General features: G+C 73.2%; 19 protein-coding genes and 1 tRNA gene. 13 read left to right on the top strand and 7 right to left on the bottom strand.

Annotated elements, in window-relative coordinates:
* The first annotated feature begins 5 nt into the window (after positions 1-5).
* Positions 6-581, top strand: coding sequence for a 5-formyltetrahydrofolate cyclo-ligase (locus PUR56_RS42915; protein WP_329952990.1), 576 nt, complete (start codon positions 6-8; stop codon positions 579-581).
* A gap of 89 nt (positions 582-670) precedes the next feature.
* Here the strand turns inward: PUR56_RS42915 and PUR56_RS42910 are convergent, their stop codons facing one another.
* Positions 671-3,394, bottom strand: a complete 2,724-nt coding sequence (locus PUR56_RS42910) for a penicillin acylase family protein (protein WP_329952989.1) — start codon at positions 3,392-3,394, stop codon at positions 671-673.
* 315 nt (positions 3,395-3,709) lie between these two features.
* On the opposite strand from PUR56_RS42910, the gene PUR56_RS42905 reads away from it, so the two are divergent.
* The 4 genes from PUR56_RS42905 to mscL all read left to right on the top strand — a co-directional run bounded on the left by PUR56_RS42905 (position 3,710) and on the right by mscL (position 8,453).
* Positions 3,710-5,197, top strand: coding sequence for a potassium/proton antiporter (locus tag PUR56_RS42905; RefSeq protein ID WP_329952988.1), 1,488 nt, complete (start codon positions 3,710-3,712; stop codon positions 5,195-5,197).
* 416 nt (positions 5,198-5,613) lie between these two features.
* On the top strand, positions 5,614-6,960 hold the full coding sequence (locus tag PUR56_RS42900) for an MFS transporter (RefSeq protein ID WP_329953018.1): 1,347 nt from the start codon (positions 5,614-5,616) through the stop codon (positions 6,958-6,960).
* A 138-nt stretch (positions 6,961-7,098) separates the two neighbouring features.
* Entirely contained in the window at positions 7,099-7,395 is a 297-nt protein-coding gene (locus tag PUR56_RS42895; protein WP_329952987.1) for an FmdB family zinc ribbon protein, read from the top strand.
* 638 nt (positions 7,396-8,033) lie between these two features.
* The gene (gene mscL / locus PUR56_RS42890) at positions 8,034-8,453 is read left to right on the top strand and encodes a large conductance mechanosensitive channel protein MscL (RefSeq protein WP_329952986.1); all 420 of its coding nucleotides are present in this window, start codon (positions 8,034-8,036) and stop codon (positions 8,451-8,453) included.
* 23 nt (positions 8,454-8,476) lie between these two features.
* On the opposite strand, the gene PUR56_RS42885 is transcribed toward mscL, so the two are convergent.
* Positions 8,477-8,764, bottom strand: a complete 288-nt coding sequence (locus PUR56_RS42885) for a hypothetical protein (RefSeq protein ID WP_329952985.1) — start codon at positions 8,762-8,764, stop codon at positions 8,477-8,479.
* Between the two features lie 139 nt (positions 8,765-8,903).
* Positions 8,904-9,875, bottom strand: coding sequence for a sigma-70 family RNA polymerase sigma factor (locus tag PUR56_RS42880; RefSeq protein ID WP_329883324.1), 972 nt, complete (start codon positions 9,873-9,875; stop codon positions 8,904-8,906).
* A gap of 442 nt (positions 9,876-10,317) precedes the next feature.
* Here PUR56_RS42880 and PUR56_RS42875 point away from each other — a divergent pair, with 442 nt between their 5' ends.
* On the top strand, positions 10,318-11,118 hold the full coding sequence (locus tag PUR56_RS42875; RefSeq protein ID WP_329883323.1) for a phosphatase PAP2 family protein: 801 nt from the start codon (positions 10,318-10,320) through the stop codon (positions 11,116-11,118).
* 265 nt (positions 11,119-11,383) lie between these two features.
* Here PUR56_RS42875 and PUR56_RS42870 read toward each other — a convergent pair.
* Positions 11,384-11,456, bottom strand: a tRNA-Arg gene (locus PUR56_RS42870).
* Positions 11,457-11,703: 247 nt separating this feature from the next.
* On the opposite strand from PUR56_RS42870, the gene PUR56_RS42865 reads away from it, so the two are divergent.
* Positions 11,704-13,248 (top strand): glycosyltransferase family 39 protein, encoded by a 1,545-nt coding sequence (locus PUR56_RS42865; RefSeq protein ID WP_329952984.1) that lies wholly within the window; start codon positions 11,704-11,706, stop codon positions 13,246-13,248.
* A 212-nt stretch (positions 13,249-13,460) separates the two neighbouring features.
* Positions 13,461-14,375 carry a YhjD/YihY/BrkB family envelope integrity protein gene (locus PUR56_RS42860; protein WP_329883321.1) on the top strand — a complete coding sequence of 305 codons (915 nt, stop codon included), beginning with the start codon at positions 13,461-13,463 and terminating at the stop codon, positions 14,373-14,375.
* Positions 14,376-14,419: 44 nt separating this feature from the next.
* Here the strand turns inward: PUR56_RS42860 and PUR56_RS42855 are convergent, their stop codons facing one another.
* Entirely contained in the window at positions 14,420-16,756 is a 2,337-nt protein-coding gene (locus PUR56_RS42855; RefSeq protein ID WP_329952983.1) for a hypothetical protein, read from the bottom strand.
* A gap of 299 nt (positions 16,757-17,055) precedes the next feature.
* Between PUR56_RS42855 and PUR56_RS42850 the strand changes: the two genes are divergently transcribed.
* The 3 genes from PUR56_RS42850 (at position 17,056) to PUR56_RS42840 (ending at position 19,448) form a co-directional block, all read left to right on the top strand.
* Positions 17,056-17,811 carry a GOLPH3/VPS74 family protein gene (locus PUR56_RS42850; protein WP_329883319.1) on the top strand — a complete coding sequence of 252 codons (756 nt, stop codon included), beginning with the start codon at positions 17,056-17,058 and terminating at the stop codon, positions 17,809-17,811.
* A 567-nt stretch (positions 17,812-18,378) separates the two neighbouring features.
* Positions 18,379-19,242: a helix-turn-helix domain-containing protein gene (locus PUR56_RS42845; RefSeq protein ID WP_329883318.1), complete on the top strand. Its 864-nt coding sequence runs from the start codon at positions 18,379-18,381 to the stop codon at positions 19,240-19,242.
* Positions 19,239-19,448 (top strand): DUF397 domain-containing protein, encoded by a 210-nt coding sequence (locus tag PUR56_RS42840; protein ID WP_329952982.1) that lies wholly within the window; start codon positions 19,239-19,241, stop codon positions 19,446-19,448. Before PUR56_RS42845 ends, PUR56_RS42840 begins: the two co-directional genes overlap by 4 nt.
* A 170-nt stretch (positions 19,449-19,618) precedes the next feature.
* Here the strand turns inward: PUR56_RS42840 and PUR56_RS42835 are convergent, their stop codons facing one another.
* Positions 19,619-20,734, bottom strand: coding sequence for an ADP-ribosylglycohydrolase family protein (locus PUR56_RS42835; protein ID WP_329952981.1), 1,116 nt, complete (start codon positions 20,732-20,734; stop codon positions 19,619-19,621).
* Positions 20,735-20,925: 191 nt separating this feature from the next.
* Here PUR56_RS42835 and PUR56_RS42830 point away from each other — a divergent pair, with 191 nt between their 5' ends.
* Positions 20,926-22,050 (top strand): tyrosine-protein phosphatase, encoded by a 1,125-nt coding sequence (locus PUR56_RS42830; RefSeq protein ID WP_329952980.1) that lies wholly within the window; start codon positions 20,926-20,928, stop codon positions 22,048-22,050.
* A 117-nt stretch (positions 22,051-22,167) separates the two neighbouring features.
* On the opposite strand, the gene PUR56_RS42825 is transcribed toward PUR56_RS42830, so the two are convergent.
* Positions 22,168-24,753 carry a bifunctional FO biosynthesis protein CofGH gene (locus tag PUR56_RS42825; RefSeq protein ID WP_329883314.1) on the bottom strand — a complete coding sequence of 862 codons (2,586 nt, stop codon included), beginning with the start codon at positions 24,751-24,753 and terminating at the stop codon, positions 22,168-22,170.
* 190 nt (positions 24,754-24,943) lie between these two features.
* On the opposite strand from PUR56_RS42825, the gene PUR56_RS42820 reads away from it, so the two are divergent.
* Complete coding sequence (locus PUR56_RS42820) at positions 24,944-26,257, top strand: LolA family protein (protein ID WP_329952979.1); 1,314 nt, start codon at positions 24,944-24,946, stop codon at positions 26,255-26,257.
* Positions 26,258-26,293: the final 36 nt, after the last annotated feature.

Raw genomic sequence — 26,293 nt, 5'->3', positions numbered from 1 at the left:
ATCCCATGCACAACGAGAAGGGCGCGCTGAGGACACGGCTGCTGTCCGAACGTCGGGCGCTGGCGGCAGAGGCCCGGGAGCGGGCCGCCACGGCGCTGGCCGGGCACGCCGGGGAACTGGCCGGGCCGGGCGCCACGGTGGCCGCGTACGTCTCGGTGGGCGCCGAGCCGGGCACCCGGCCCCTGCTGGACGCGCTCCGGGCGCGCGGGGCGCGGGTGCTGCTGCCGGTCCTGCTGGCCGACAACGACCTCGACTGGGCGGAGTACGCGGGCCCGCAGGAGCTGGCCCCGGCCGGGCGCGGGCTGCTGGAGCCGGTCGGCGAGCGGCTCGGGCCGGAGGCCGTGAACGGGGCGGCACTGGTGCTGCTGCCGGGGTTGGCGGTGGACCGCCGGGGGCTGCGGCTGGGGCGGGGCGGGGGCTCGTACGACCGGGTGCTGGCCAGGCTGGAGCGGGCCGGGGTGCGGCCGGTGCTGGCGGTGCTGCTCTACGAGCACGAGCTGCTGGACCGGGTGCCGGCGGAGCCGCACGACCGGCCGGTGGACCTCGCGCTGACCCCGTCGGGGCCCCACCGCTTGGGGTGAGCGGCCACCCGCGGGCGTACGTCGACGGCCCCGCGCCCCCGGAGGTCCGGGGGCGCGGGGCCGTCGTGGCGGAAGCCGGCCGTCGGGCGTCAGCCGTTGGTCAGCGTCAGCTTGTGCTTCGCCGACCTCTCGACCGCGTCCGGCGAGAACGACCAGGTCAGGAGCTTGCCCTTGAGCCAGAGGTCGGTCTGGTCGTTGTAGTTGGGGTGATAGGCGTGGCCCGAGGCACCGCCGACGTTGATCCAGCGGGACGCGTCGAGATCGCTCAGGTCGATCACCATCCGCATCGACGGGATCCAGTCGACCTGGTACCCGGCGGCCGCGTTCCAGCCGGCCGCGTCGACCGCCGCCGAACCGCCGGAGAGGCGGTACGGGCCGCGGTTGAGCAGCTTGTGGACGGCGCCGGAGGCGATCGAGGAGTCGTCCGAGCCGAGGGTGCGCTCGCGCAGCTCCAGCTTGTGCAGGCGGCCCCAGCTCCAGGTGGAGATGTCCTTGGTGAGCAGCGAGGTGAGCTCCTGGCGGGCGTTCTTCATCGCCTCGCGGAGGAGGTTGTCCAGGCCCTTCTGCTCCTTGTGCTGGGAGTCGATGTACGTCCACCAGCCGCTGTCGGGCTTCTCCAGCTGCTGCCGGACCACCTCGGTCCAGCGGTCGCCGCCGTCCGGCTGGGCCTTGCCCGGGTCACGGGTGCCGCACTCGGTGACGATGTCCGACTTGCTGTCCGGCTTGGTCGGGTCGGCCTGCTGGCGCACCAGCAGGCAGTTGTCCTCGGCCCGCAGGTCGGCCGGGAACTTCTGGCCGAAGGCGAGCGTGAGCAGCTGGCGCCAGACGCCGTTGTAGTAGGCGGCGGCGGCCGAGTCGGCGTCCTGGTGGTAGTTCCAGTCCTTCAGCAGGTCCTGCGCCTCGCGCACGTAGGGGTCGTCGATCTCGACCTTGAGCAGCCTCGGGACCAGCGTCTTCGCGAGGATGCTGGTGTTGTCGAGCTGCATCTCCTGCATGTCGTCCGGCGAGATCTTGCCGTTGTTCTTGAGCCGGGCGTCGATCTGCTCGGTGATCTCCTTGGCCCGGGTGCCGTACTCCCAGTCCTTGGTCAGCAGGTACTTGTACGACGGGTCGACCACGGCCTGGTTGGCGGTGACGATGTAGCCGCCGGACGGGTTGAAGCTGTACGGCAGGGCGTTGAACGGGACCGGGTCCTTCTTCCACTGGTAGGAGGAGTCCCAGCCCGGTGCCGGGTTGCGGCCGTCGCCGTTGCCGCGGACCGGGACGTACCCGGGGGCCTGGTAGCCGATGTTCCTGGCGTCGGCGTAGATCAGGTTCTGGGCCGGGACGGCGAAGTCCTTGGCGGCCCCCCGGAACTCGTCCCAGTTCTTCGCACGGTCGAGCCCGAAGACGGCGTCCATGGTCTTCCCGGGGATGAGCGCGGCCCACTGCAGGGCGACGCCGTAGCCGGTGGTGCCGCGGTCCGGGGCGGAGGTGCCGTTGGGCGCGTACTTGCCGACGTTCTGCTGCTCGGTGCTGGGGTCGGAGATCAGCGGGGCGCCGGTCCGGGTGGTGCGGACGGTGATGGTGCGGTCGTCGCCGCCGGCGACCTTGATGGTCTCCTTGCGGAGCTCGAACTTCTCCTCCTTGCCGTCCACCAGGTAGGTCTCCGGGCCGGTCACCTTCTCCAGGAAGAGGTCGGTGACGTCGGCGCCGAGGTTGGTGAGGCCCCAGGCGATGTCCTTGTTGTGGCCGATCACCACGCCGGGCATGCCCGCGAAGGTGAACCCGGAGACGTCGTACTGGCAGCTGGGCGAGGCGGTCCGGCAGTGCAGGCCCATCTGGTACCAGACCGAGGGCAGGCCGGGGCCGAGGTGCGGGTCGTTGGCCAGCAGCGGCTTGCCGGTGGTGGTGTGGGTCCCGGCGACCACCCAGGAGTTGGAGCCGATGCCCTGGCCGTTGCGGCCGAGCATCTCGGGCAGCGCGTCGAGCCGGGTGGTGACGCCCTTGAGCAGCGCCTCGGTGGTCGTCGCGCCCTGCGCGGTGCCGGTGCCGGTGCCCGGGGTGCCGGCCGGGGCGGAGCCGTCGGCGGGGCGGTAGGTGTCGCTGCTGACGGTGCCGGTCTTCACGATCGTGCCGTTGCGGGCGTACGGGTAGTCCGGGTACAGCTCGGCGATCTTCTCCGGGCTGAAGTCCTGGGCGAGCAGCGCGCGGTCGATCTCCTCCTGGAGGTTCCCGGAGAGGTCCCAGGCCATCGCCTTGAGCCAGGCCACCGAGTCGACCGGGGTCCACTGCTCGGGCTCGTAGTCGCCGTTGACGACGCCGAGCAGGGTGTACTCCAGGGAGGCGCGCGACCCGCCCGGGTGCTCGACGAGCCAGGCGTTGACACCGTCCGCGTAGGCCTGGAGGTACTTCTTGGTCTCGGCCGAGAGCTGGGTGTCGAACTCCTTCTGGGCCACCTGGCGCCAGCCCATGGTGCGGATGAAGGAGTCGGTCTCGACCTGGCCGTCGCCGAACATCTCGGACAGTCGGCCCGCGGTGATGTGCCGCCGGACGTCCATCTCCCAGAACCGGTCCTGCGCCTGGACGTAGCCCTGGGCGCGGAAGAGGTCCTCGGAGGTGTCGGCGTAGAGCTGGGGGATGCCGTTGGCGTCCCGCTTGACGTCGACCGGCGCGCTCAGGCCCGCCACCTTGACGCTGCCGTCGACCTCCGGGAAGGACGCGCGGACCGCGGCCACCCCTCGGTAGCCGCCGTAGCCGGCGCCGGCCACCAGCAGCACGACCAGCACGATCACGATCAGACGGGCGCGCCGGAACTTCTTCGAGCGGGGCATCTGGGTCCTTGCGGTCCTCACTGGGGGGCGGGCGGACATGTCAGGAGCACGGGGCCGTGACAGGGCACCACATTAGGCCGACTCGGCTGGCGGGCGTGCACGGGGGACGCTCACGGTGGAATCGGAGGAGGTCAGAACCCGAGGTGACGGGCCGCACAGCCGGGAAACCTAAAGATATGGCAAAATGTTAGACTGCGTAACGATCCGTAAGGGGAGTAATCGGCGCCGGCCGCCCCCGCCCCTGTCGATCGAACGCTCCCGGCCTCACCGCCACCAGACACCCCGTCCGCCCCTGCCAGCCCGAGGTGCCCCTGCGTGAATGTCGACCACCTGAACCAGCTGCTCCTCGAATTCTCCGTGATCCTGCTGGTCGCGGTGGTCGCCGTGCGCATCTCGACCAAATCCGGGCTGCCCAGCCTGCTGATCTACCTCGGCATCGGCGTGGCGCTCGGCCAGAACGGGCTCGGCATCACGTTCAACAACGCCGAGCTCACCCAGGTGCTCGGCTACGCCGCCCTGGTGGTGATCCTCGCCGAGGGCGGCCTCAAGACCAACTGGCGCGAGGTCCGGCCGATGATGCCGGCCGCCACCGTGCTCGCCACCGTCGGCGTCGGCGTCAGCGTCTTCGTCACCGCCGCCGGCGCGCACTGGCTGGTCGGCCTCGACTGGCGGACCTCGCTGCTGCTCGGCGCGATCGTCTCCTCGACCGACGCCGCGGCCGTCTTCTCCGTCCTGCGGATGGTCCCGCTGCCGCACCGGCTGACCGGCCTGCTGGAGGCCGAGTCCGGCTTCAACGACGCGCCCGTCGTGATCCTGGTCGTCGCCTTCGCCACCACCGGGGAGCTGGACTCCTGGTACGTCCTGATCGGCACCATCCTCGCCGAACTCGCGATCGGCCTCGCGGTCGGCCTGGCGGTCGGCAAGGTCGGCGCCTACGGGATCAAGCACGTCGCCCTGCCGTCCTCCGGGCTCTACCCGATCGCCGTCATGGCGCTCACCGTGCTCGCCTACGCCGGCGGCGCGATGCTGCACGGTTCCGGCTTCCTCGCCGTCTACGTCAGCGCCGTCGTCCTGGGCAACGCCAAGCTGCCGCACGGACCCGCCGTCCGCGGCTTCGCCGACGGCCTGGCCTGGATCGGGCAGATCGGGATGTTCGTGCTGCTGGGCCTGCTCTGCACCCCCGAGACGATGGGCTCGGCCGTGGTGCCGGCGCTGGTGATCGGCGCGGTGCTGGTCTTCGTGGCCCGGCCGCTCTCGGTGGTGACCACCCTCACGCCGTTCCGGCTGCCGGTCCGTGAACAGGCCCTGCTGAGCTGGGCCGGCCTGCGCGGGGCGGTGCCGATCGTGCTCGCCACCATCCCCCTGGTCGCCGGCGCGCCGATGGCCCAGGAGGTCTTCAACATCGTCTTCATCCTGGTCGTGGTCTTCACCCTGCTCCAGGGGCCGACCCTGCCCTGGGTCGCCAAGTGGCTGCGGATCGGCGAGGGCTCGATGGGCCAGGACCTCGGCATCGAGTCGGCGCCGCTGGAGAAGCTGCACGGCCACCTGCTGTCGGTGGCGCTGACGCCGACCTCCCGGATGTCCGGAGTGGAGATCGGCGAACTGCGGCTGCCGGCCGGCGCGGCGGTGACCCTGGTCGTCCGCGAGGGCAACAGCTTCGTGCCGGACAAGGACACGGTGCTGCGCGGCGGGGACGAGCTGCTGGTGGTGACCACCGACGAGGTGAGCGAGGCCGCGGAGCGGCGGCTGCGGGCCGTGGACCGTGGCGGCAAGCTCGCCGGGTGGCTGTACGGGCGGGAGTGAGCCCCCGGGCTCATGGGCGCCGGGGGTCGGGGCGGGGCGCCGGACGCCGGGGGCGGGGGCGGGTGACGCCGGCCCGACCGTCCGGCCCGGCCGACGCCGTGGGGTGTTCGGCCGGCGTTCACCTTCGATCGACAGGACAGTTTTGGACGAGCCCTGTATTGTGGAGGTAAGCGCGCCATCTACGCGCGTATAGCTACTCGGAATGACACACCCAGCATCTGCCTGATGCAGAGTTGGCGCGACCGTTCGGCGGCCGCGGTCCGGCCCTCGGCGACCCCGCGGCCGGCCCGGTATCTACCCCGGTCGACGCGCGAGAGGACGACTCTCGGCGCCGTCGGGGCTTTTTCATGCCCTGCCGCGCTACCAGGCAGTAGGAAGGACCGACCGTGACGGCCCGCCGAACGGTCGACGACACCATGCCCGGGCACGACCTGCCCGCCGCGCCCGGGGACCGCGCCGACGCCGCCCCCACCCGGGTCGGGTACGGCGCGCTGCTGCGCACCCCCGGCGTGTGGACGTTCCTCGTCCCCGCCTTCGCCGCCCGGCTCCCCTACGCGATGCTCAGCCTCGGCATCCTGCTGCTGATCCGCGACACCCACGGCTCCTACGGCACCGCCGGCACCGCCGCCGCCGTCTCGGCCGTCGCCCAGGCCCTGGTCGGGCCGCAGACCGGCCGGCTGGCCGACCGCCTCGGCCAGGCCGCCGTCCTGGTGCCGACCGTCGTGGTGCACGCCGTCTCGGTCGGTGCGCTGATCGCCCTGGCACTCGGCCACGCGCCGGTCTGGAGCCTCTTCCTCGCCGCCGCGGCGGCCGGCGCCTCCGTGCCGCAGATCGGCGCGATGGTCCGGGCCCGCTGGGTGGCCAGGCTGTCGGCGGAGGGCACGCCGCCGGCCAAGCTGAACACCGCCTTCGCCTTCGAGTCCGTGACCGACGAGTTCACCTTCGTGATCGGCCCGGTGCTGGCCTCCGCCATCGCCACCACGGTCAACCCGGCCTCCGGACTGATCGTCGAGGCCACGCTGACCGTCGTCGGCGGGCTCGCCTTCGCCGCCCAGCGACGCACCGCGCCCGCGCTGCACCCGGCCGTTCCGGGCGCCCGCCGGGTCTCCGCCCTCGCCTCGCCCGGCGTCCGACTGCTGGCCGGCGCGTTCCTGGGCGTCGGCACCGTCTTCGGCGCGATGCAGGTCTCCGTCGCCGCGTTCACCGAGTCGGCCGGACAGCCCGGGGCCAGCGGCACCGTGTACGGGATCTTCGCCGGCGGGTCGATGCTGGCCGGCGTGCTGTACGGCATGATCGCCTGGCGGCACGCCGCCCGGCACCGGATGCTCGCCAGCTACGCCCTCCTGGTCATCGGCTGCTCGACGCTCTGGGCGATGCCCAACCTGGTCTCGCTGGCCGTCGCCGGCCTGTTCTGCGGTCTCGCCATCGCACCGACCCTGATCACCGGCTACACGCTGGTCGAGACGCTGGTCGAGGACGGCGCCAAGACCGAGGCGTTCACCTGGCTGACCGGCGCCATCGGGCTGGGCCTGGCGGTCGGGTCGATGGTCGCCGGGCAGCTGGTCGACGGGAGCGGCCCGTCGGCCGGGTTCCTGGTGCCGGTGGCCGGCGCCGGGCTGGGCCTGGCCGCGCTGGTCTCCCTGCGGGGGCTGCTGGTCGCGCCTGGGACCCGGAGCGCGGCAACCGCCGACGCGGGCGCCGCGCCCGGTCCGGGCACGGGCACGGGCGCCGCTCCGCAGCTGGTGGGCGCCGCCAAGGGCTGATCGCCGGGCGGCGCGGGACGGCGTCCCGCCGACGGGCCGGACTCATCTCACACCCGAGTCGCTGGACTGATCCAGCGGAATGCCGCATCATTGACCATCGTTAGCACTCATCAGGCGAGAGTGCCAGGAGGAAGACAAGTGCCCACGTACCAGTACCAGTGCACCGAGTGCGGCAACGGCCTGGAGGCGGTGCAGAAGTTCACCGACGAGCCGCTGACCACCTGCCCCGACTGCGAGGGGCGCCTGCGCAAGATCTTCTCCGCCGTGGGTGTGGTCTTCAAGGGCTCCGGTTTCTACCGGACCGACAGCCGCTCCTCCTCCAGCAGCTCGGTGAGCACCGGCTCGTCGACCCCCTCGTCGACGTCGACCTCGTCGTCGTCCTCCTCGTCGGGCGGCTCCGCGCCCGCGGCGAGCCCCGCTCCCGCAGCGGGCTGACCGCCCCGACGAAGCCCGGACTGCCGGACTGCCGGACTGCCGAGACAGAACGACCGAACGGCCCGTCGACCCGCAATATGCGGGTCCGGCGGGCCGTTCGCATTCCTGGATTCTCTCAATTCCCCCGAACGGCGCAGAAGTGCACCCGTTCGACGGAGGCCGGTCCTCCCCGGGCCCGAGTTTTCCACAGGGCAGGGAAAGGGGCTTCCGACCACCGGGCCGGCGGCCCAGAGTGTGCGTCACGAGAAGCCGGCCCGCCGCCACCCGGAAACGGACCCGGTGGGGGCCGGCACCCTGCGACCACCGGTGGTGCCCGTGCCGACCAGGAACCCCTCCCGCCCGCTCCCCTTCCCGCTGCCGCCACTGCCCGCGCCGAGCGTCCCGCCACGACAGCCGGTGCCGTCGTTCCCGCCGATCAGACGCGGAGCCGGGCGCGGACACCGGCTCCGACAGGCGCTCCGGCAGGGCCCAGGGGCCCTGGCCGTCCTCGTGCTCGCGGCGGCCGTGGCACTCACCTTCGGCCCCGCGCGAGCGGGCCTGCCACCGCCGGAGACGGCCTCCGTCCACCGAACGGGTTGTCAATCAGAGGGAACTGAAGATCACCCGTAACCGGATTTCGACTTCGTCGTTCACGCGGCATGAAAGGCTTCAAGGAATTCCTGCTGCGTGGAAATGTCGTCGAGCTGGCCGTCGCCGTGGTCATCGGCGCCGCTTTCACCAACATCGTCAACGCCTTCGTCAAAGGCGTGATCAACCCGATCGTCGGCGTGTTCGGCGCCAAGGATCTCGCGGCCTACACCTCCTGCCTCAAGGGGCCCTGTGAGGTGACCGCGGCCGGTGAGGTCACCACCGGCATCCTCATCCTCTGGGGCAGCGTGCTGAGCGCGGTCCTGCAGTTCCTGATCACCGCCGCCGTCGTCTACTTCTGCCTGATCCTGCCGATGACCACCTATGCCGCCCGGCGCAAGACGCCGGCCGAGATCCGGGCGGAGGCCGAGGCCAAGGAGGTCCTCCTGCTCACCGAGATCCGCGACGCCCTGGTCACCCGGACCCTCTGAGGCGAACCGGGCCCGGCCGCCGGTCAGTCGCCGTGGTGCGGCGGGCGCTGGCTCAGGTACCAGTCCAGCCCCCGCCCACCGCTCTCCCCCGCCTCCGGGCGGCTGCCCCAGCCCGCGTCGGTGTCGTCCCGGGACTGCTGGTCCAGCGGGTCCCGGAAGACCAACCGCGCCCGGTCCGCCCCCGCGCCCGCCCGGGCGCCCCGGGCCTGCTCCCGACCGTCCGCCGACACCCCGTCCGCCACGGCTCCGCCCGCCGGATCCTTCTCCACCGCCGCGTCTCCGCCGTCCATGCCGCTCACACCGTCACCCATGCCGTCCACCGCCTTCGCCGATCCCCCGCCCGTCCCTACAGCCTAGAAGGCCCTGCCCCGCCGCCGCGGACGCACGTGGGCCCGGTGCGGAGCGCTCCGCACCGGGCCCACCACGCCCCGTTCTCCCGACCGTCGGCCGTCACGCCGCCTCGAAGCCCGCGTGGTCGGCGATCTTCTTCAGCTCGGCCAGCGCGTGCTTCTCGATCTGGCGAATCCGCTCCCGGGTCAGGCCGTGCTGCTTGCCCACCTCGGTCAGAGTGCGCTCGCGGCCGTCCTCCATCCCGTACCGCGACCGGATGATCGAGGCCGTGCGGTCGTCCAACCGCCCGATCAGGTCGTCCAGCTCCTCGCGGCGGAGCATGACCATCACGGCATCCTCCGGCGAGGTCGCCCCGGTGTCCTCGACGAGGTCGCCGAACTGCGTCTCGCCCTCGTCGTCGACCGACATGTTCAGACTGACCGGGTCACGTGCCCAGTCCAGCACGTCCTTGATCCGGGCCTCGGTGGTGTCCAGCTCGGCCGCGATCTCGGACGGGTCGGCCTCCCGGCCCAGCTCCTTGGACTTCTCCCGCTGCACCCGCCGGATCCGGCCCAGCTCCTCCACCAGGTGGACGGGAAGCCGGATCGTGCGCGACTGGTCGGCGATCGACCGGGTGATCGCCTGCCGGATCCACCACGTGGCGTAGGTGGAGAACTTGAAGCCCTTGGCGTAGTCGAACTTCTCGACCGCCCTCACCAGGCCCGCGTTGCCCTCCTGGATGAGGTCCAGGAGCGGCAGGCCGCTGCGCGGGTAGCGCCGGGCGACGGCCACCACGAGACGGAGGTTGGACCGGATGAAGACGTCCTTGGCGCGCTCGGCGTCCTCGGCTATCGCCTCCAGCTCGTCGCGCTGCACGCTCGCGGGGAGCTCGTCCTCCTCCAGCAGGTGCTGGGCGTACACACCGGCCTCGATCCGCAGTGAGAGCTCGACCTCCTCGGCGGCATCGAGCAGGGGCGTCCTGGCGATCTCGTCGAGGTACATGCCGACCAGGTCACGGTCGGCCTCGAAGTTGGTCGGGCGGGCCGCGCGAGTCCGGTCGGCCCTGTCGCGAACGACGGCACGGGTGGCCATGCTTGTGCTCCCTTTGCTGGTGTTGCCGAGGTCTGCCTGCCTGCCCGGAGCGGGCAAGAAGCGGGGGCCCCCGCGGGGCCTCACACGTAACGATCCAACGAACAGATTCCGGACAACATTCCCAAGTCGCTCAGATTCTTCCGGCGATGCAGTATCCTGCCGGATTTCACCGCGATGCTGGACGGAGGGTGACCGCTCGGACACCTGAGGTGTCGGCTCCGAAGCCGGGCCGGCCCGGGGCGGACGGCGGGTCGACGCCCTCGCCGCGACCCGCGGCGCACTCCCGCGCACCGCCCCTCTTCTCGTGAACCTCCGGGCCGGCGCCCGCGTTCCCCACGGGCCGCGCCCGCCCCCGGGCGCACGCAGGTCCTCCGCACAAAAGATGCCAAATCGCTATCGGTCCAGCGCTCGATCGGCACGACCGGCTGGGAAGGTGTCAGCCATGCACCTGACCAACAGCTCGCCCACCATCACCCCGCGTGATCGCCACCTGCTTCGGCACGCGGCTCTCGCGGTCGGCTGTGCCGCGCTGTTCGCCGTGCTGGCGGCCCTGGTGCAGACGGCCTGGCGCCCGCTCGCCCGCTTCGACCACGCGTCGGTCGGCGACCTGCACCACTACGCCACGGAGCACACCGTGTGGACCGCCGCGGTGCAGATGTTCTCCAACATCGGCGGCACCGTCACCATGCGGACGGTGCTCGGCCTGGTCGCGGTCTGGCTCTGGCTGATCGGCGCACGGGTGCTGGCCGGCTGGGTGGCGGCGCAGACCCTGATCGGCTGGGGCGGCCTGTGGGTCCTGAAGCTCTCGTTCGGCCGCGAGCGGCCCACGTTCCCCGAGCCGGTCTCGCACGCCGGCGGCCCGGCCCTCCCCTCCGGCCACGCGATGGCCTCCGCGATCACCTGTGCCGTCCTGGTCGGCCTGCTCTGGCCCCGGGTCCGCCGATCCGGCCGGATCGCCGCCTGCTCGGTCGCCGCCCTCACCGTGCTGGCGGTCGGCTTCACCAGGGTCGCCCTCGGCGTCCACTGGCCCAGCGACGTCCTCGCCGGCTGGCTCGCCGCCGGTATCGTCCTCGGCGCCGTGACGGTCGTCATCGAGCTGTCGCGTCCCGGCGCGCTGGCCCGCGACGTCCGACGGGTGGACTGGCGCACCCGCCCCCGGGTCCAGCGCGTCCTCGTCTCTCCCACCGGCCTGCCCGACGACGCCGCGGAACCCAGCGGTCACCCCGACGAACTGATCCGCTGACACGCCCCTCGGAGCCACCTCCGCCGGCACACTCCGCCCGCTCCCGGCACGGATCTGGCCGGGCCGGGTCGAGCTCCGGGCGCTCTGCGTCGGTCGGCGCCCAAATCCCTGCCTGCCGGACCGTGGTGGCGGGGACCGACCGTGTCCGAGCCGGGCCGAGCACAGGCAACGCTGAGCGGCCGGTGACACGTGACGACGAAGGGCCGGCTCCGAGGATCCCCTCGTGAACCGGCCCTTCTCACGTCATCCGCCGTGATCGGCGCTGTGCCCCAGGCAGGATTCGAACCTGCGACACCGGCTTTAGGAGAGCCGTGCTCTATCCCCTGAGCTACTGAGGCGGGGATGACCGCTGACAGCCTAGCGGATCGGCGGAGGGAGGGGTGGCGGTACGAGGCGGGCGGCCGGACCGACGGGGAGTCAGCTCCGCCGGGAGGACGGAGCCCGGGTGCGGAGCGGGGGTCACCGGTGATCACCCCCCGAGCTGATCACTCCGCAGGGGCGGCGGATAGCCTGGGTGAACAAACGTGCCGGTGGGGGCATTGGCGTCCACCGGGGAGGACCACAGCGAGGACGGGGCGCGCCAGCATGACGTCGGGGGACCAACAACGGTACCGGCCCGCCGTTCTTCGGCTGCTGCAGACGGTGTGGCTCTGGCCGGCGCTGATCATGCTGGTCGTGGGCGGGTACCGGCTCGGCACGCCCGACCTCTGGCGGGACGAGGTGGCGAGCTGGACGGCGGCCACCCGCCCGCTCGGGGACCTGCTGCGGATGCTGCAGCACGTCGATGCCAGCAACGGCACCTACTACGTGCTCCTCCACGGCTGGACGGCGGTGTTCGGCGACTCGGTGATCTCCCTGCGGCTGCCGTCGGTGCTGGCCATGGCCGGTGCGGCCGGGTTCGTGGCGCTCACCGCCGAGCGGCTGTTCGGCGGCCGGGTCGCGGGGATGTCCGCCGGGGCGCTCTTCGCGGTCGTGCCACTGGTCTCCCGGTACGCGCAGGAGGCCCGCTCCTACGCGCTGGTGACCTGTGCGGTCGCGGCCGCGACCTGGTTCCTGCTCCGGGCGCTGGACGAACCGACGCTGCGGCGGTGGGCGCCGTACTGCGTGGCGATGGCGGTCGCGGGGGCGGGACACCTGGTCTCGCTGAGCACCCTGGTCGGACAACTCGCCCTGGTGACGCCGTACCTGGTCCGCCGCGGCGCGGCGCGGCGACGGCTGCTGTGGCGGCTCCCCCTGGCGGTGGCCGTCGCGGCGCTGGCCGCGCTGCCGGTGGCGGTGCTGGGCAACCGGCAGTCCGGGCGCCAGTTGGGCTGGCTCGCCCGGCCGAGCCTGGACCAGCTGTGGCACTTCGGCGAGCCGCTCTTCGGTTCGGCCCGGGTGTTCCACGTCTTCGTGGTGCTCGGGCTGCTGGCCCTGGCCCTGCCCGGACGCCGGCGGCCCGCGGTCCAGCTGCTGCTGCTCGCGGTACTGCCGGTGCTGGCGGTCTGGGTGATGTCGCGCGGCTCGACCTCGTACTTCCTCGACCGGTACCTGCTGTTCACGGTGCCCGCCTGGGCGGCGCTGGCCGGCGGCGGGATCCGTGCCGTGTACGGCGCGGTGGTGGCGGTCGCCCGGCGGACCCGGACGCCCCGGGAGCTGCGGGTGGCGGGGCTGCTGCTGGCGCTCGGGCTGGTCGCGACGGCGGGAGTGGTGGCCCTGCCCCGGCAGTCGCTGGTCCGCTACCAGGGTTCGCACTCGCAGTCGAAGGAGCCGTACCAGGCGGCGGCCGGGCTGATAGCCGCCGGCTACCGTCCCGGTGACGGGCTGGTCGTGCCGCTCGGCGACCAGGCCTGGTCGATGGTGGGACCGGGTGTCTCCTACTACCTGCCGGACCGGGTGCAGCCGTACCCGGTGTTCGTCGAACGCAGTGCCGCCCAGGCCGAGGACCTCTTCCCGGTGGCGTGCCCGCGGCCCGCCGACTGCACGGGGCCCGGGCGGCGGGCCTGGCTGCTGGTGCTCGGGGACACCGCCGATCCGCTGGCCGTGCTGCCCGGCGACCAGGTGGCGGCCCTGCGCGAACGGTACGGCCCGCCGGACCGGGTGACGCCGCTCGGCGGGGTGACCCTGGCCCTGCTGGACGGCACGCGCTGACGCCGTAGCGCCGCTCGTACCCTCCGGAGCGCGGTCAGCGGTCACTCCTCGCCCGCCTCGCACGTCCCTCCCTCCCCCGGGCACGTCGCGGCCGGATGTTCCGGGCCACGCCGCCGTGCCGCCCGCGCGCCGTGCCCCCGTCGCCCCCGGATGCGCGCTCCCGGAGGGCGGGCGACCATGGTGCGCAGTGACCAGGTCGGGAGGACGGGCCCGTGAGCGAGCAGCCGACCGGCCGGAGGACCCGGCGGAAGGCCCGGCGGAGGGCGCGGTGGAGGACGCGGTCGGCCGAGCTGACCGGATACGCGCGCGGACTGCCCGAGCACGTGCCGATGGTGGGCCGGGCCCTGCACCATCTGATCCGGGTCAACCTGCTGGACTGCGCGACCCGGCTGGCCGCCCAGGCGTTCCTGAGCGCACTGCCGGCACTGTTCGTGGTGGCGGTCTTCACCCCGGCGGCGATCCGGGAGGGCGTGGTGCGGTCGCTGCGCAAGGAGCTGGGTCTGGAGGGCGACGCGGCGCAGTCGGTGCAGCAGTTGCTCGGGACCGGCCACGAGCAGGACACCGGGTTCGGACTGCTCGGCGCGCTGGTGACGCTGTTGTCGGCGACGGCGCTGAGCCGGGCGATGCAGCGGGTCTGCGAGCGCTGCTGGGAACTGCCGAAGTCGGGGACGAGGGTGGCGGCCTGGCGCTGGCTGGTCTGGCTGGCGGTCTGGCTGGTCACCCTGGTGCTGCAGACGCCGGTCCGGGACGGCTTCGGGTTGGGGGCCTGGCTGGGGATCCCGCTGACGTTCCTGGACGGGACGGCGATCTGGTGGTGGACGCAGCACCTGCTGCTGGGCGCCCGGGTGCGCTGGCTGCCGCTGCTGCCGGGGGCGCTGCTCTGCGGGACGGTGGTGGTGGGCCTCGGGGTGGCCTCGCGCGTCTACCTGCCGGGCGCGATGGCTCGCAGCATCGGCCAGTTCGGGCCGTACGGGGTGGTCTTCACCGGGCTGTCCTGGCTGATCGTCATGTTCGCCGGGCTGACGCTGTCGATCGCGCTGGGCCGGGTGGTGTCCGAGGAGGAGTCGGTCGCGGGGCTGTTGGGTTCGCGGACCGAACCCGGCCGCTGGGGCGGCGCACGGTTCTGAGCCCCGGGCGGAGCGGGTGCCTGCCGCTCCGCCCGGGGTGTCGCTCAGAGGGCGCGGGTGAGCCGGGAGGCGATGGACGGCGGGTTCAGGTCGGACTGGAGCACGACCGGGACCTCGATCCGGTTGTCGCCCTCGCCCGAGCGCAGCACGCCGACCTTGTCGCCCGCCCTGGCGGTGTGGCCGACCTTCACCGGGTCCAGCACGAGGGTCGCGGTGATGCCGGGGAATCCGGCCACGGTGAGGTCCTTGCCCGCGACGACCGGGACGGTGCCGCCGAGCCCGTCCTCGACCCGGCCGACCACCTCGCCCTGCTTGGCGAGGCTCTGTCCGGTCAGCCCGTTCTGGGCGGCCTGGATCTGCTTGGCGCTGACGTTCTGGACCATCTTGAGGATGCTGGGCTCGGCGGTGGTCGCCGGCTGGCCGAGGGTGACGCCGAGGATCAGCCGGCGCACCCCGCCGACCTCCTTGTAGGCGGCCCACATCAGGCAGCCGCCGGCCGGGGTGCTGGAGCCGGTCTTGACCCCGATGATGCCGTTCTTGGGGGAGATCAGGGTGTTGGTGTTGGAGATCTTCTGGTTGTTGAAGGTGGTGTCCGGGGTCGAGACGATCTGCCGGAAGATCTCGTCCTGCATGACCTGGCCGGCCAGCTTCAGCTGGTCCTTGGCGGTGCTCTTGGTGTCCGGGCTGAATCCGGCCGGGTCGGTGTAGGTCGTGTTGGTCATGCCGAACCTGGCGGCGGTGTCGTTCATCTTCCTGACGAACGCCTCCTCCGAACCGGCGTCCCAGCGGGCCAGCAGCCGGGCCACGTTGTTGGCCGACGGCAGCATCAGCAGTTCCAGGGCCTGGTACTGGCTGATCTGCTGGCCCTCGACCAGGGTGGCGCGGGACTCGTCGACGTTGCCGGACTCCTGGGCCGCCTGCTTGTCGACGGTGATCTTCGGCCCGCTCTCGCCCTTCTTGAGCGGGTGCGACTGGAGGATCAGGTAGGCGTTCATGACCTTGGTGACGCTGGCGATCGAGGCGGGCGTCTCCTGACCGGAGCTGCCCAGGCTGCCGACACCGACCACCTCGGCGGCCGACTGGCCCTTGGCCGGCCAGGCCAGGTCGAGCGGGTCACCGGCGAAGGTGAAGCCGCCCGGGGCGGTGAGCCGCACCTTGCCGTCCGGCAGCGGGCGGAGCAGCTGGGCGGTCACCGCCGCGCCGAGGACGACGGCCAGGAACAGGGTCCAGATGGTGATCCGCTTGAGGGCGCGGCGCAGCGGGGAGACCGGGCGGGCGCTGAGTGCGGCCAGGACCTCCATCGCCTCGGAGGTCGACTCCGGCGATGGCTCCGGGGCGGGAACGGGCTCCGGGGCGGGGAGCGGTTCGGGCTGCGGCAGCGGCGGCGCGGGCGGCACCGGCCGGCGGTCGGGGGTGGGCAGCGGTTCGGGGGCCGGGGTGGGCCCGGGCTCCGGGGCGGGGGGTGCGGGTGCGGGCCGGGGCAGCGGTTCCGGGTCGGGGGTCGGCTCGGGCTCGGGCAGCGGGCGCGGCGCCGGCGGCGCGGGGACGGTGCCCGCACCGGGGGCCGCGGGGGCGCGGAAGGCCCGAAGGGCCCGGGTCCGCTCCGCGTGGTCCGGCTTCTCGAACTTCTCCGTCTGCTCCGTCTGCTCGGGCCGGTCCGTCCGCTCGGGCCTGCCGGTGTCCGGGGCGGCTCCGGCGGCGGCGCTCCCGGTGGGTCCGGCGGTCGAGGAGTCGGCGGTCGCGGCCCCGGCGGCACCCCCGCCGTCCGTCCGCATGGCAAGACGGGGGTCGACGGCGGCCGGGCGCTTCGCCGGCCCGTCCCCGCCCCGCACGCCACCGGTCCCGAGGGGTTCCACCAGCTCCTCCGGCAGGCGCAACGCGGTCGTGGCCTCGTCGGCGGGGAGCCGCAGGGCGGTGGTCGCGTCGTCGGCGGGCAGTCGCAGGGAGGTGGTCGCCTTGTCCGACGGCAGGCGCAGCATCGTCGTCCGGATGTCCGCATCCCGGACACGGAGGTGGGCGGTGGTGCCGCCCCGGGGCGCGCCCGACGCGCCGGAGGCGGTGGCACCGGAGCGCTCCGCACCGGCCGACCCGGCCTCCGACCCGGCCTCGGACCCAGCCTCCGACCCGGTCTCGGAAGCCGGCCCGGGCTCGGAAGCGGTCACGGCGTCGGAGCCGGACGCGGACACGGATCCAGACGCGGTCGCGGGCTCGCCGGACTCGGGTGCGGAGCCGGCCGCGGCCGACCCGGCGGCGGCGCCTCCGCCGGCACCGACCGCCGCCGCGGCAACCTCCTCGGAGGCCGCGGCGGCAGCGGTCCGTTCCCCGTCCCGCTCCCGCGCCCGCTCGCCGTCCCGCAGCACCCTGTCGGGGGACTCGCCCACGTAACCCAGCCTCCTCAACGCCCGGCGGGGCACCGGCAGACCCGATTTCGGGAAGCCGGTACCCCGCCCCGTGTACCTGTACAGTCTCCGCCACCCGCGACCGTTTGCGGTCGCCCACACCCCGCCCGACCGGCGGTTATTGCCGTGGCGCGGCCGCACTGCGGCCTGTTCAACGGTCAGACGCCGGGCCCGCCACGGCCGGTTCCCCCGCTCGATCGCAAGGTCACGATTCGGAGGCGTACTCGACAAGCCCGTGTGAGAGGCGTCACGCTGTTTCCCATCCACGCGGGGAGGCTTGGATGGGCAAGAGCCGCAGAACTATTCCCGAGGAACTCTTGCTGCTCGCTTTGGACCCGGCCACGGGCACCACTGCGCAGCCGCAGACCCTCGACCTCGGACTCGCCGGGGCCCAGCTCGTCGAGCTGTCCCTGGCCGGACGGATCGTTCCGGAGGGAGACCGCATCGCCGTGGTACTGCCACGGCCCACCGGTGACCCGACACTCGACCACGCGCTGGAGCTGTTGCGGCGACGTGGCAGTCCGGTCCGCGCCGCGCACTGGATCGGCGGGCCCCGACTGGGGCTCCGGCAGACCTATCTGGCGCACCTCGAACGGTGCGGCATGGTCACGGCCGTGCCGGGCCAGGTGTGCGGGGTGCTGCCGACGACGCGCTATCAGGCGTCCGACGACTGCACCAACGCTGCGATCAAGCAGCGGTTGGACACCGCGATCCGCACCGGCGTGCCGCCGGACCCGCGGACCGCGGCGCTCGCCGCGCTGGCGCACTCGGTGGGGCTGGGCAAGCACCTCTACCCGGGCAACGAGGGCCGGTCGTCACGGTCCCGGCTGCGCGACCTGATCCGGTACGACCCGCTGGGCGGGATGGTCGCGCACGCCGTGATGGACGTGCAGAACGGCCTGCCGAGCCAGCAGAACCGTTCCGCCCAGAGCGGCGGCGCGGCCCCGGCCGCGAGCAACGGCCGTCCGGCCCCACGCTCGGCGCCCGCACGCGGGTCCGGCGGACGGGTCGCGGCCCCTCGCGTCGGCGTCCGCTGACCCGACGGGGCAGGTCCGGCCGGCCGGGTAGGACCGGTTGCCGGACCGGCACGCGAACCACCCGCGCGCAGGGAACTCACCGGCGCGCAGAGCGGCGCTCGCCGCATCGCTCGCGCCGCACGGCGGCGCTGAGCAACCAGCAGTGAGAAGGGGCGGTCGCCCGCGACGGAAGTCGCCGGCGACCGCCCCTCCGCCGTCCCCACGGGCGGTCCGACCCCACTCGGCCCGGCCCGATCCCCCGCAGAACGTCGTCCGCACCTCGGCCGCATACCGCCCCCGCACGTGCCACCCGCACTTGCGCGGCCCCGCGCCGCGTCCGCACGATGTCCGCACCGCCGTCGCAGCACCACCGGAACGGGCCGCGGAGTCGCATTACCACTCCGGGGGGTCCGTTGTCTCACCGAAGCGCTTTTCCGATGATCTGTTCTACTGCGCTCCTGTGATAACCCGGCGCCGACCTGATCCAAGGTGACATGCTGCACAACGTCAGGGGGGTTGATCCCGATTTCCACAGTGTTCCGAGGACTGCCGTTCCAACGATCACCAGAAGTCCGACCGGAGGCCGACGTGTCCGCGAACATCAATCCCACGGTGCGCCGTCGGCGCCTCGGTTCGGAACTGCGCAAGCTCCGCGAGGGCCTCAGCATGACGGCCGAGGAGGTCGCCGGCCGGCTGATGGTCTCCCAGTCGAAGATCAGCCGACTGGAGAACGGCCGCCGCTCCATCAGCCAGCGGGACGTCCGTGACCTCTGCGACGTCTACAACGTCACCGACGAGGCGATGCGGGCCAGCCTGATGGAGATGGCCCGGGAGTCCCGGCAGCGCGGCTGGTGGCACGACTTCAACGACATGCCGACCCCCTACAGCGTGTACATCGGGCTGGAGGCCGAGGCCTCCTCGATCCGGGCGTACGAGTCCTCCTTCGTCCCCGGGCTGCTGCAGACCGAGCAGTACGCGCAGGCCGTGGTCGAGGGCACCCAGCCGGACACCGACGCGCTCTCCGTCCAGCGCCGGGTCCAGGTCCGGATGAAGCGCCAGGACCGCGTCCAGGGCGAGAACCAGCTGGGCAGCCTCTGGACCGTCATAGACGAGGCGGTGCTGCGCCGGGAGGTCGGCAGCCGCGACGTGATGGCCGACCAGCTGAAGCACATGCTGGAACTGAGCCAGCGCCCCAACATCACCATCCAGGTCATCCCGTTCGCGCACGGCGCCCACCCCGGCATGACCGGGACATTCTCCCTGCTGGAGTTCCCCGAGTCAGCCGATTCCACGGTTGTCTACTTCGAAGGGGTGACGAGCGATCTCTACCTGGAGAAGGAAGCCGACGTGCGCCGCTATACCAGTCTCTACGACCACCTGCGGGCAGCCGCGCTCGGGGTGACGGAGAGCCGGTCGCTGATAGCCACGATTGAAGAGGGATACCACGGATGAGCACCACCTTCGAGAACGGGACGACCTGGTACAAGAGCAGTCACAGCGGCGGCAACGGCGCCTGTGTGGAGATCAGGGTGCCCACCGCCGACGCGGTGGCGGTCCGGGATTCCAAGGATCCCGAAGGTCCGCAACTGCGTTTCTCCGCCGAGGCCTGGAACGTCTTCGCCACCGAGGCCGGAGCCGGGGTGTTCGGCGGGTTCTGACCTCGCGTCGCACCGCTTCTCGGCCCAGGTGCCCGTAGCGGTGTCCGTCGCCCCCTCCCGGGCGGCGGACACCGCTACGGGCATCTGGGCGTCCGGAGCCATGCACCCGTCAAGACCGGACCCCGCCGCACGACGGCCCGGTCGCTCGACGGCCCCGCCGCCCGACGGCCTCAGCCGAGCACCGGGTAGCGGGCCGACCAGGCCTCGCCCTCCGGGGTCCGTGCTCTGTGCAGTTCGGGCCCGTGCAGGAGTTCCAGGACGAAGTCGTCCGCCAGCTCCAGCAGCGCCCCCCGCCCCTCCAGGCCCACCACCAGGCCGGGCGGCAGCGCGGTGTCACCGTGCAGCACTCCCAGCAGGTTGCCGCAGATCGCGCCGGTGGAGTCGCTGTCCCCCGAGTGGTTCACCGCCAGCAGCAGCCCGGACCGGACGTCGTGCGCGACCAGTGCGCAGTACACCCCGATCGCCAGTGCCTCCTCGGCGACCCAGCCCTCCCCCAGCGCCTCCACCCGCTCGGCGGACGGCTCCCCGGCCCGCACCGCGTCCAGTGCCGCCCGCAGCGCGGCCGTCGTCTCCTCGTGCGCCGGCCGCTCCGAGAGCAGGGCGAGCGCCAGGTGCACCCCCTCCTCCAGGGTGCCGCCCCGGGCCACGGTCTGGACGATCACCGCCAGCGCACCCGCCGAGAGGTAGCCGGTGGGGTGGCCGTGGGTCAGCACCGAGCACTCCACCGCCAGCTGGAACACCAGCCCCGGCTCCCAGGTGGTGAGCAGCCCGAACGGCGCCGCCCGCATCACCGTGCCGCACCCCTTGGAGTGCGGGTTCTTCGGCGACTCCAGGGTGCCCAGCCGGTCGGCGTCCACCCCCGAGAGCCCGGACAGGCAGGCCTGCCCGGGCGCCCGCTGCGCGTACAGCCACTCCTCCCGGCCGAGCCAGCCGAGGTCGGACCGGCGTTCGTCCGGTCCCCAGTCCCGTTGGGTGGCGGCCCAGCGCAGATAGGCGCGGTGGACGTCGGTGGGCGGGTGCCAGCTGCCGGTGTCCCGGCGGATGTGGGCGCGGATCAGGCCGTCGACGGTGAACAGCACCATCTGGGTGTCGTCGGTGACCGCCCCCAACCGCCCGTACGCGGGGACGTAGCCGGTCACACCGCGCGGGCCGTGCGCGGCGCGGATCTTCTCCAGCGAGTCGAACTCGATGCCGGCGCCGAGCGCGTCCCCGATCGCCCCGCCGAGCAGACAGCCCCGCACCCGGCTGCGGAAGTCCTGTTGCTGTGCGCGTGACCACAGTGGCATCACGACGGGCGCCTTTCGTACGAAAGCGGGCGGACCGCGCGACGCACGGCCGGTCGCGCGCCCTCGCACTGTATTCGAAGGCCCGAACGGGTCGCGGGCCTCCCTGGAACACCAGCACTTCCACCCGATGTCGCCGGTCCGCCATGCCTCGTCCACGGACCGCCACCCCGGGCTGCCTACCGTCCCGGGCCATGACCATCTCCCGCACCCGCCTGACCGCGGCCGTCGCCCTGACCTGCGCACTGACGCTCGGCACCCCGGCGCTCGCCGCGGCCGCGCCGGCCGGCTCCCCCGCCCCGGCCGCCGCCCACCACGCCGCCCACCACGCCGCCCGCGCCGTCCCGTTCACCGCCGCCACCGCCACCCAGCAGGCCGACGGGAGCTTCAGCCTCACCTGGACCGCCCCCGGCGCCCGCGGCGTCACCGTCTACGCCGGCACCGACCCGGAGGACATCCGCCACCGCAGGCCCGTCGCCGGGGGCGCCGGCAGCGCGACCGTGACGGTCACCGGCCTGCCCGCCGCCGACCGCTGGTACTTCGAGCTCGTCCCCGACCGCGGCGCCCCGCTGGTGATCGCCGACCGCTCGCTGCACCTCGCCTCCGCACCCAACTTCCGCGACGCGGGCGGCTACCGCACCACCGACGGCCGCTGGGTGCGGACGGGCGTGGTCTACCGCTCCGGCGACCTCTCCAGGCTCACCGACCAGGACCTCGCCAAGCTCCGCCGCCTCGGCATCCGCACCGTCTTCGACCTGCGGACCCCGGCCGAGCAGAAGGCCGCCCCGGACCGGCTCCCCGCCGGTGCCACCGCCGTCTCCGCCAACGTGCTCGGCGCCGCCGACACCGGCGCGTTCAACGTCACCACCCCGCAGGCCGCCGTCCAGGCGATGGTGGACGCCGAGCGCACCATGGTCTCCGCCGACAGTGCCCGGACCGCCTACCGATCGGTGCTCGACTCCCTGGTGGAGCGTGACGACGAGGGCATCCTGTTCCACTGCACCGCCGGCAAGGACCGCACCGGCTGGGCCTCCGCCGCCCTGCTCACCGCGCTCGGCGTGCCGCGCGAGACGGTCGAGGCCGACTACCTCGCCAGCAACACCTACCGGGCCGCGGAGATCGCCGCCACCCTGGCCCAGTTGCCGCCCGCCTACCAGGCGGTCTACAAGCCGCTGCTGGACGTCCGGCCCGAGTACCTGAACGCCGGCTTCGACGAGGTGCGGCAGCGGTTCGGCTCCTTCGACGGCTACCTGAAGTCCGGCCTCGGCCTGGACCAGCGGGACCTGCGCGACCTGCGCAGCCAGCTTCTCGTCGGCTGAGGCCGGCCCCGGCCCCCGGACCTCCGGCCCCCGTCCGACTGTCCGAGAATGCCCGCCGCCCGACGCGAGGCGGACGGCGGGCCGGACGGGCCCGGACGGCCCCGGACGGTTCGGCCGTCAGTCCACCAGCGGCAGCAGCTCGGGAAGGTGCCCGTCCGAGGCGAGCGCGGCGGCCCGCCGCTCGGCCGGCACCTCGCCGTAGGTCGTGGTGCGCTGCCGGTGCGGGCGGCCGACCGCCTCGGCGATCGCCTGGAGGTCCCGGACCGACTTGTAGCTGCCGTACGCCGAGCCGGCCATCCGCGAGATGGTCTCCTCCATCAGCGTGCCGCCAAGGTCGTTGGCGCCCGAGCGGAGCATCTCGGCCGCGCCCTCCGCGCCCAGCTTCACCCAGCTGGTCTGGATGTTGGGGATGTGCGGGTGGAGCAGCAGCCGGGCCATCGCGACCACCGCCCGGTTGTCCCGGGCGGTGGGGCCCGGCCGCGCGATGCCGGCCAGGTAGACCGGGGCGTTGGTGTGGATGAACGGCAGCGTCACGAACTCGGTGAAGCCGCCGGTCCGCTGCTGGATCCCGGCGAGCAGCCGCAGGTGGCCGAGCCAGTGCGCCGGGGTGTCCACGTGCCCGTACATCATCGTGGACGAGGAGCGGATCCCCAGCTCGTGCGCGGTGCTGACGACCTCCACCCAGGTCGCGGCCGGCAGCTTGCCCTTGGTGAGCACCCAGCGGACCTCGTCGTCCAGGATCTCGGCGGCCGTGCCCGGGATGGTGTCCAGACCGGACTCCTGGGCCCGCTGCAGCCAGTCGCGGATCGAGAGGCCGGTCCGGGTGGCGCCGTTGACCACCTCCATCGGCGAGAACGCGTGCACGTGGATGCCGGGGACCCGTTCCTTCACCGCGCGCGCGATGTCGAAGTAGGCGGTGCCGGGCAGGTCCGGGTGGATGCCGCCCTGCATGCAGACCTCGGTGGCGCCCACCTCCCAGGCCTGGGCGGCCCGGTCGGCCACCTGGTCCAGCGAGAGGCTGTACGCGTCCGCGTCGGTGCGGCGCTGGGCGAAGGCGCAGAACCGGCAGCCGGTGTAGCAGACGTTGGTGAAGTTGATGTTCCGGGTGACGCAGTAGGTGACCTCGTCCCCGACCGTGTCGCGGCGCACCGCGTCGGCGATCCGGCAGAGCGCGTCCAGCGCCGGGCCGTCCGCGTGGAACAGGGCCAGCGCCTGCGCGTCCGTCAGCCCGGTCGGGTCGTCGGCGGCCACCGCGAGGGCCGCCCGGACGTCGGCGTCGAGGCGCTCCGGCGCCCCGGCCGGCCCGGGGACGGAGGCCGCCTGCTCGCGCAGTACCTCCCAGTCGCCGTAGACGTCCTCGAAGTCGGCCCGGCGGTCGCCGGTCCGGCCCTCCCTGTCGACGGCGGTGTGCAGGTCGGTGCGCCCGTACGACTCCGGCAGGTCCTCCGGCTCCTGCCAGGGAAGCCCGGTGACCACCGCGTCCGGGCGGGCCAGGCCGGTGTCCGGGTCGGCCAGCGCCCGGACGTGCGGCAGCACCCGGGGGTCGAGCCAGGGCTCGCCGTGCCGCACGTACTCGGGGTAGACGGCGAGGCGCTCGCGCAGCTCGAAGCCGGCCGCCGCCGCGTGCTCGGCGAGCTTCTCGATCTGGGGCCAGGGACGCTCGGGGTTGACGTGGTCGGGGGTCAGCGGCGAGACGCCGCCCCAGTCGTCGATGCCGGCGCCGATCAGCCGCTCGTACTCGCCGTCCACCAGGTTCGGCGGGGCCTGGAGGCAGGCGGACGGGCCCATGATGTGCCGGGCCACCGCGACGGTGGCGACCAGCTCGTCCAGCTCCGCGTCCGGCATCCCGCGCATCGCGGTGTCCGGCTTGGCGCGGAAGTTCTGCAGGATCAGCTCCTGGATGCCGTGGTAGGCCCGGGAGACGCGGCGCAGCGCGAACAGCGACTCGGCGCGCTCCTCGTACGTCTCGCCGATGCCGATCAGCAGGCCGCTGGTGAACGGCACCGAGCTGCGGCCCGCGTCCTCCAGCACCCGCAGCCGGACGGCCGGCTCCTTGTCGGGCGAACCGTGGTGCGGGCCGCCGGGCTCGCTCCAGAGCCGGGTGGCGGTGGTCTCCAGCATCATGCCCATCGAGGCCGAGACCGGCTTGAGCCGCTGGAAGTCGGTCCAGCTCAGCACCCCGGGGTTGAGGTGCGGGAGCAGACCGGTCTCCTCCAGGATACGGATCGACATCGCGCGGACGTAGGCGATGGTGTCGTCGTAGCCGTGCGCGTCGAGCCACTCGCGGGCCTCCGGCCAGCGGTCCTCCGGCTTGTCGCCGAGGGTGATCAGCGCTTCCTTGCACCCGAGCTCGGCGCCCCGGCGGGCGACCTCCAGCACCTCGTCCGGGGACATGAACATCCCGTGGCCGGCCCGGCGGAGCTTGCCGGGGACGGTCACGAAGGTGCAGTAGTGGCACTTGTCCCGGCAGAGCCGGGTGAGCGGGATGAACACGCTCTTGGAGTAGGTGATGACGCCGGGGCGGCCGGTCGCTTCGAGGCCCGCGTCGCGCACCCGGGCGGCGCTCGCACAGAGGTCGCGCAGGTCCTCGCCCCTGGCCCGGAGGAGTACCGCCGCCTCGGTCGCGTCGAGCGCGACACCGTCCCGGGCCCGCCGCAGGGCTCGCCGCATCGCGTTGGCGGTCGGGATGTTGGTTGCGTCCATGCTCGCGACCCTACGCCAGTTCCCGCACGTTCCTCGTACGTTCGGAGGAGCCGACCCTGAGGTGCTGTCAGGGTCGGCTGCGCCGCGAGACCGACCCGGATCTGGCCCTGCAGGGCGATGACGGAAACGGTCCGGGGACGTCTAATGGAGACACAGGGACAGTCGGTCACTGACGGAGGGGTTGGACGCGATGACGGACGACAGGACGACCGCGGTGGGTGGTTCGGCGGACGGGTTCCGGGACGACTTCCAGGACGGGCTCCGGGAGGGCGTGCCGTACCGGTCGGGCCGCCGGACGATGATCAGGGTGGCGGTTCCGCTGGCGGTGGCCGCCACGATCGCCGCCGGTGTGGGGCTGGGGCCGGCGCTGGCGGACTCCTCGCCCCCGGACCTTCCGACGCTGACGGCGGAACAGGTGGTGGCGAAGGCCCTCGGCTCGCAGGCCGAGACGCTCTCCGGCACCGTGTCGGTCTCGGCCGACCTGGGCGTGCCGAGCCAGCTGCTCGGCGCCGCGGCCGGCGGGATCGGCTCGGGCGGCCCCGGTGGCGGCAAGTCGTCGGGGGCCTCGCCGGAGTCCAAGCTGACCGGTCTGCTGGGCGGTGAGCACACGCTGCGGGTCGCGGTCGACGGTCCGGACAAGCAGCGGATCGGCCTCCTGGAGCACCTCTCCGGGTACGAGCTGGTCCGCAACGGCGACCAGGCCTGGGCCTGGGACAGCGCCACCAACGAGGCGGTCCACCTGAGCGGGGTCCGGTCCGACGGCCCGGCCGGGCAGCCGGGAGCCGGCCACGAGGCCAGGACGCCGCTGACCGGGGCACCGACCACCCCGCAGGAGGCGGCCCGGCTGTTCCTCACCGCGAGCGCGGGCACCACCGCCGTGGCCGTGGACGGCACCGCGAGCGTGGCCGGGCAGAAGGCGTACCAGCTGAGCGTGAAGCCCACCCAGCCCGGCTCGACCATCGGCGAGGTGCGGATCGCGGTGGCCGCCGACAACGGCGTCCCGCTGGCCGTGGTGGTCAGGGGCTCCGACGGCAGCACCGTGCTGGACGTCCACTTCACCGACGTGTCGTTCGCCAGGCCCGCCGCCAAGACCTTCGAGTTCACCGTGCCCAAGGGCGCCAAGGTGACGGAGAAGAAGGCGTCGGAGGACCGGACGGGCGCGGACGCGAAGGCCGAGGTCCCGCCCGGGGCGAAGGCCGCCGCGGAGGGCCTGAACGTGGTCGGCGAGGGCTGGACCGCGGTGCTCTCCGCCGCGCTGCCCAGCGGCGACGTGTTCGTCCCGGCCGAGGGCAGGGGCCCGCGCGGCAAGGGCGGGCGCGGGCCGGGCGCCAGCGAGGGCAACGCGCAGAACCCGCTGGCGCTGGTCAAGTCGCTCGGCAAGCCCGTCGCCGGGGGATCGCTGATCAGCACCAAGGTGCTGAACGTGCTGGTCACCGACGACGGCCGGGTCTTCGCGGGCGCGGTGACCCTGCCGGTGCTGCAGAGTGCGGCCGGGGTGAAGTAAGTGACCCAGGCTCCGGTAACGGGGGACGTTACGGAG

The sequence above is a fragment of the Streptomyces sp. BE303 genome, from assembly GCF_036290945.1.
Taxonomy (GTDB): domain Bacteria; phylum Actinomycetota; class Actinomycetes; order Streptomycetales; family Streptomycetaceae; genus Kitasatospora.
Note: the sequence above shows the minus strand (reverse complement) of the source record. Positions and strands in the feature narration are given on the sequence as shown.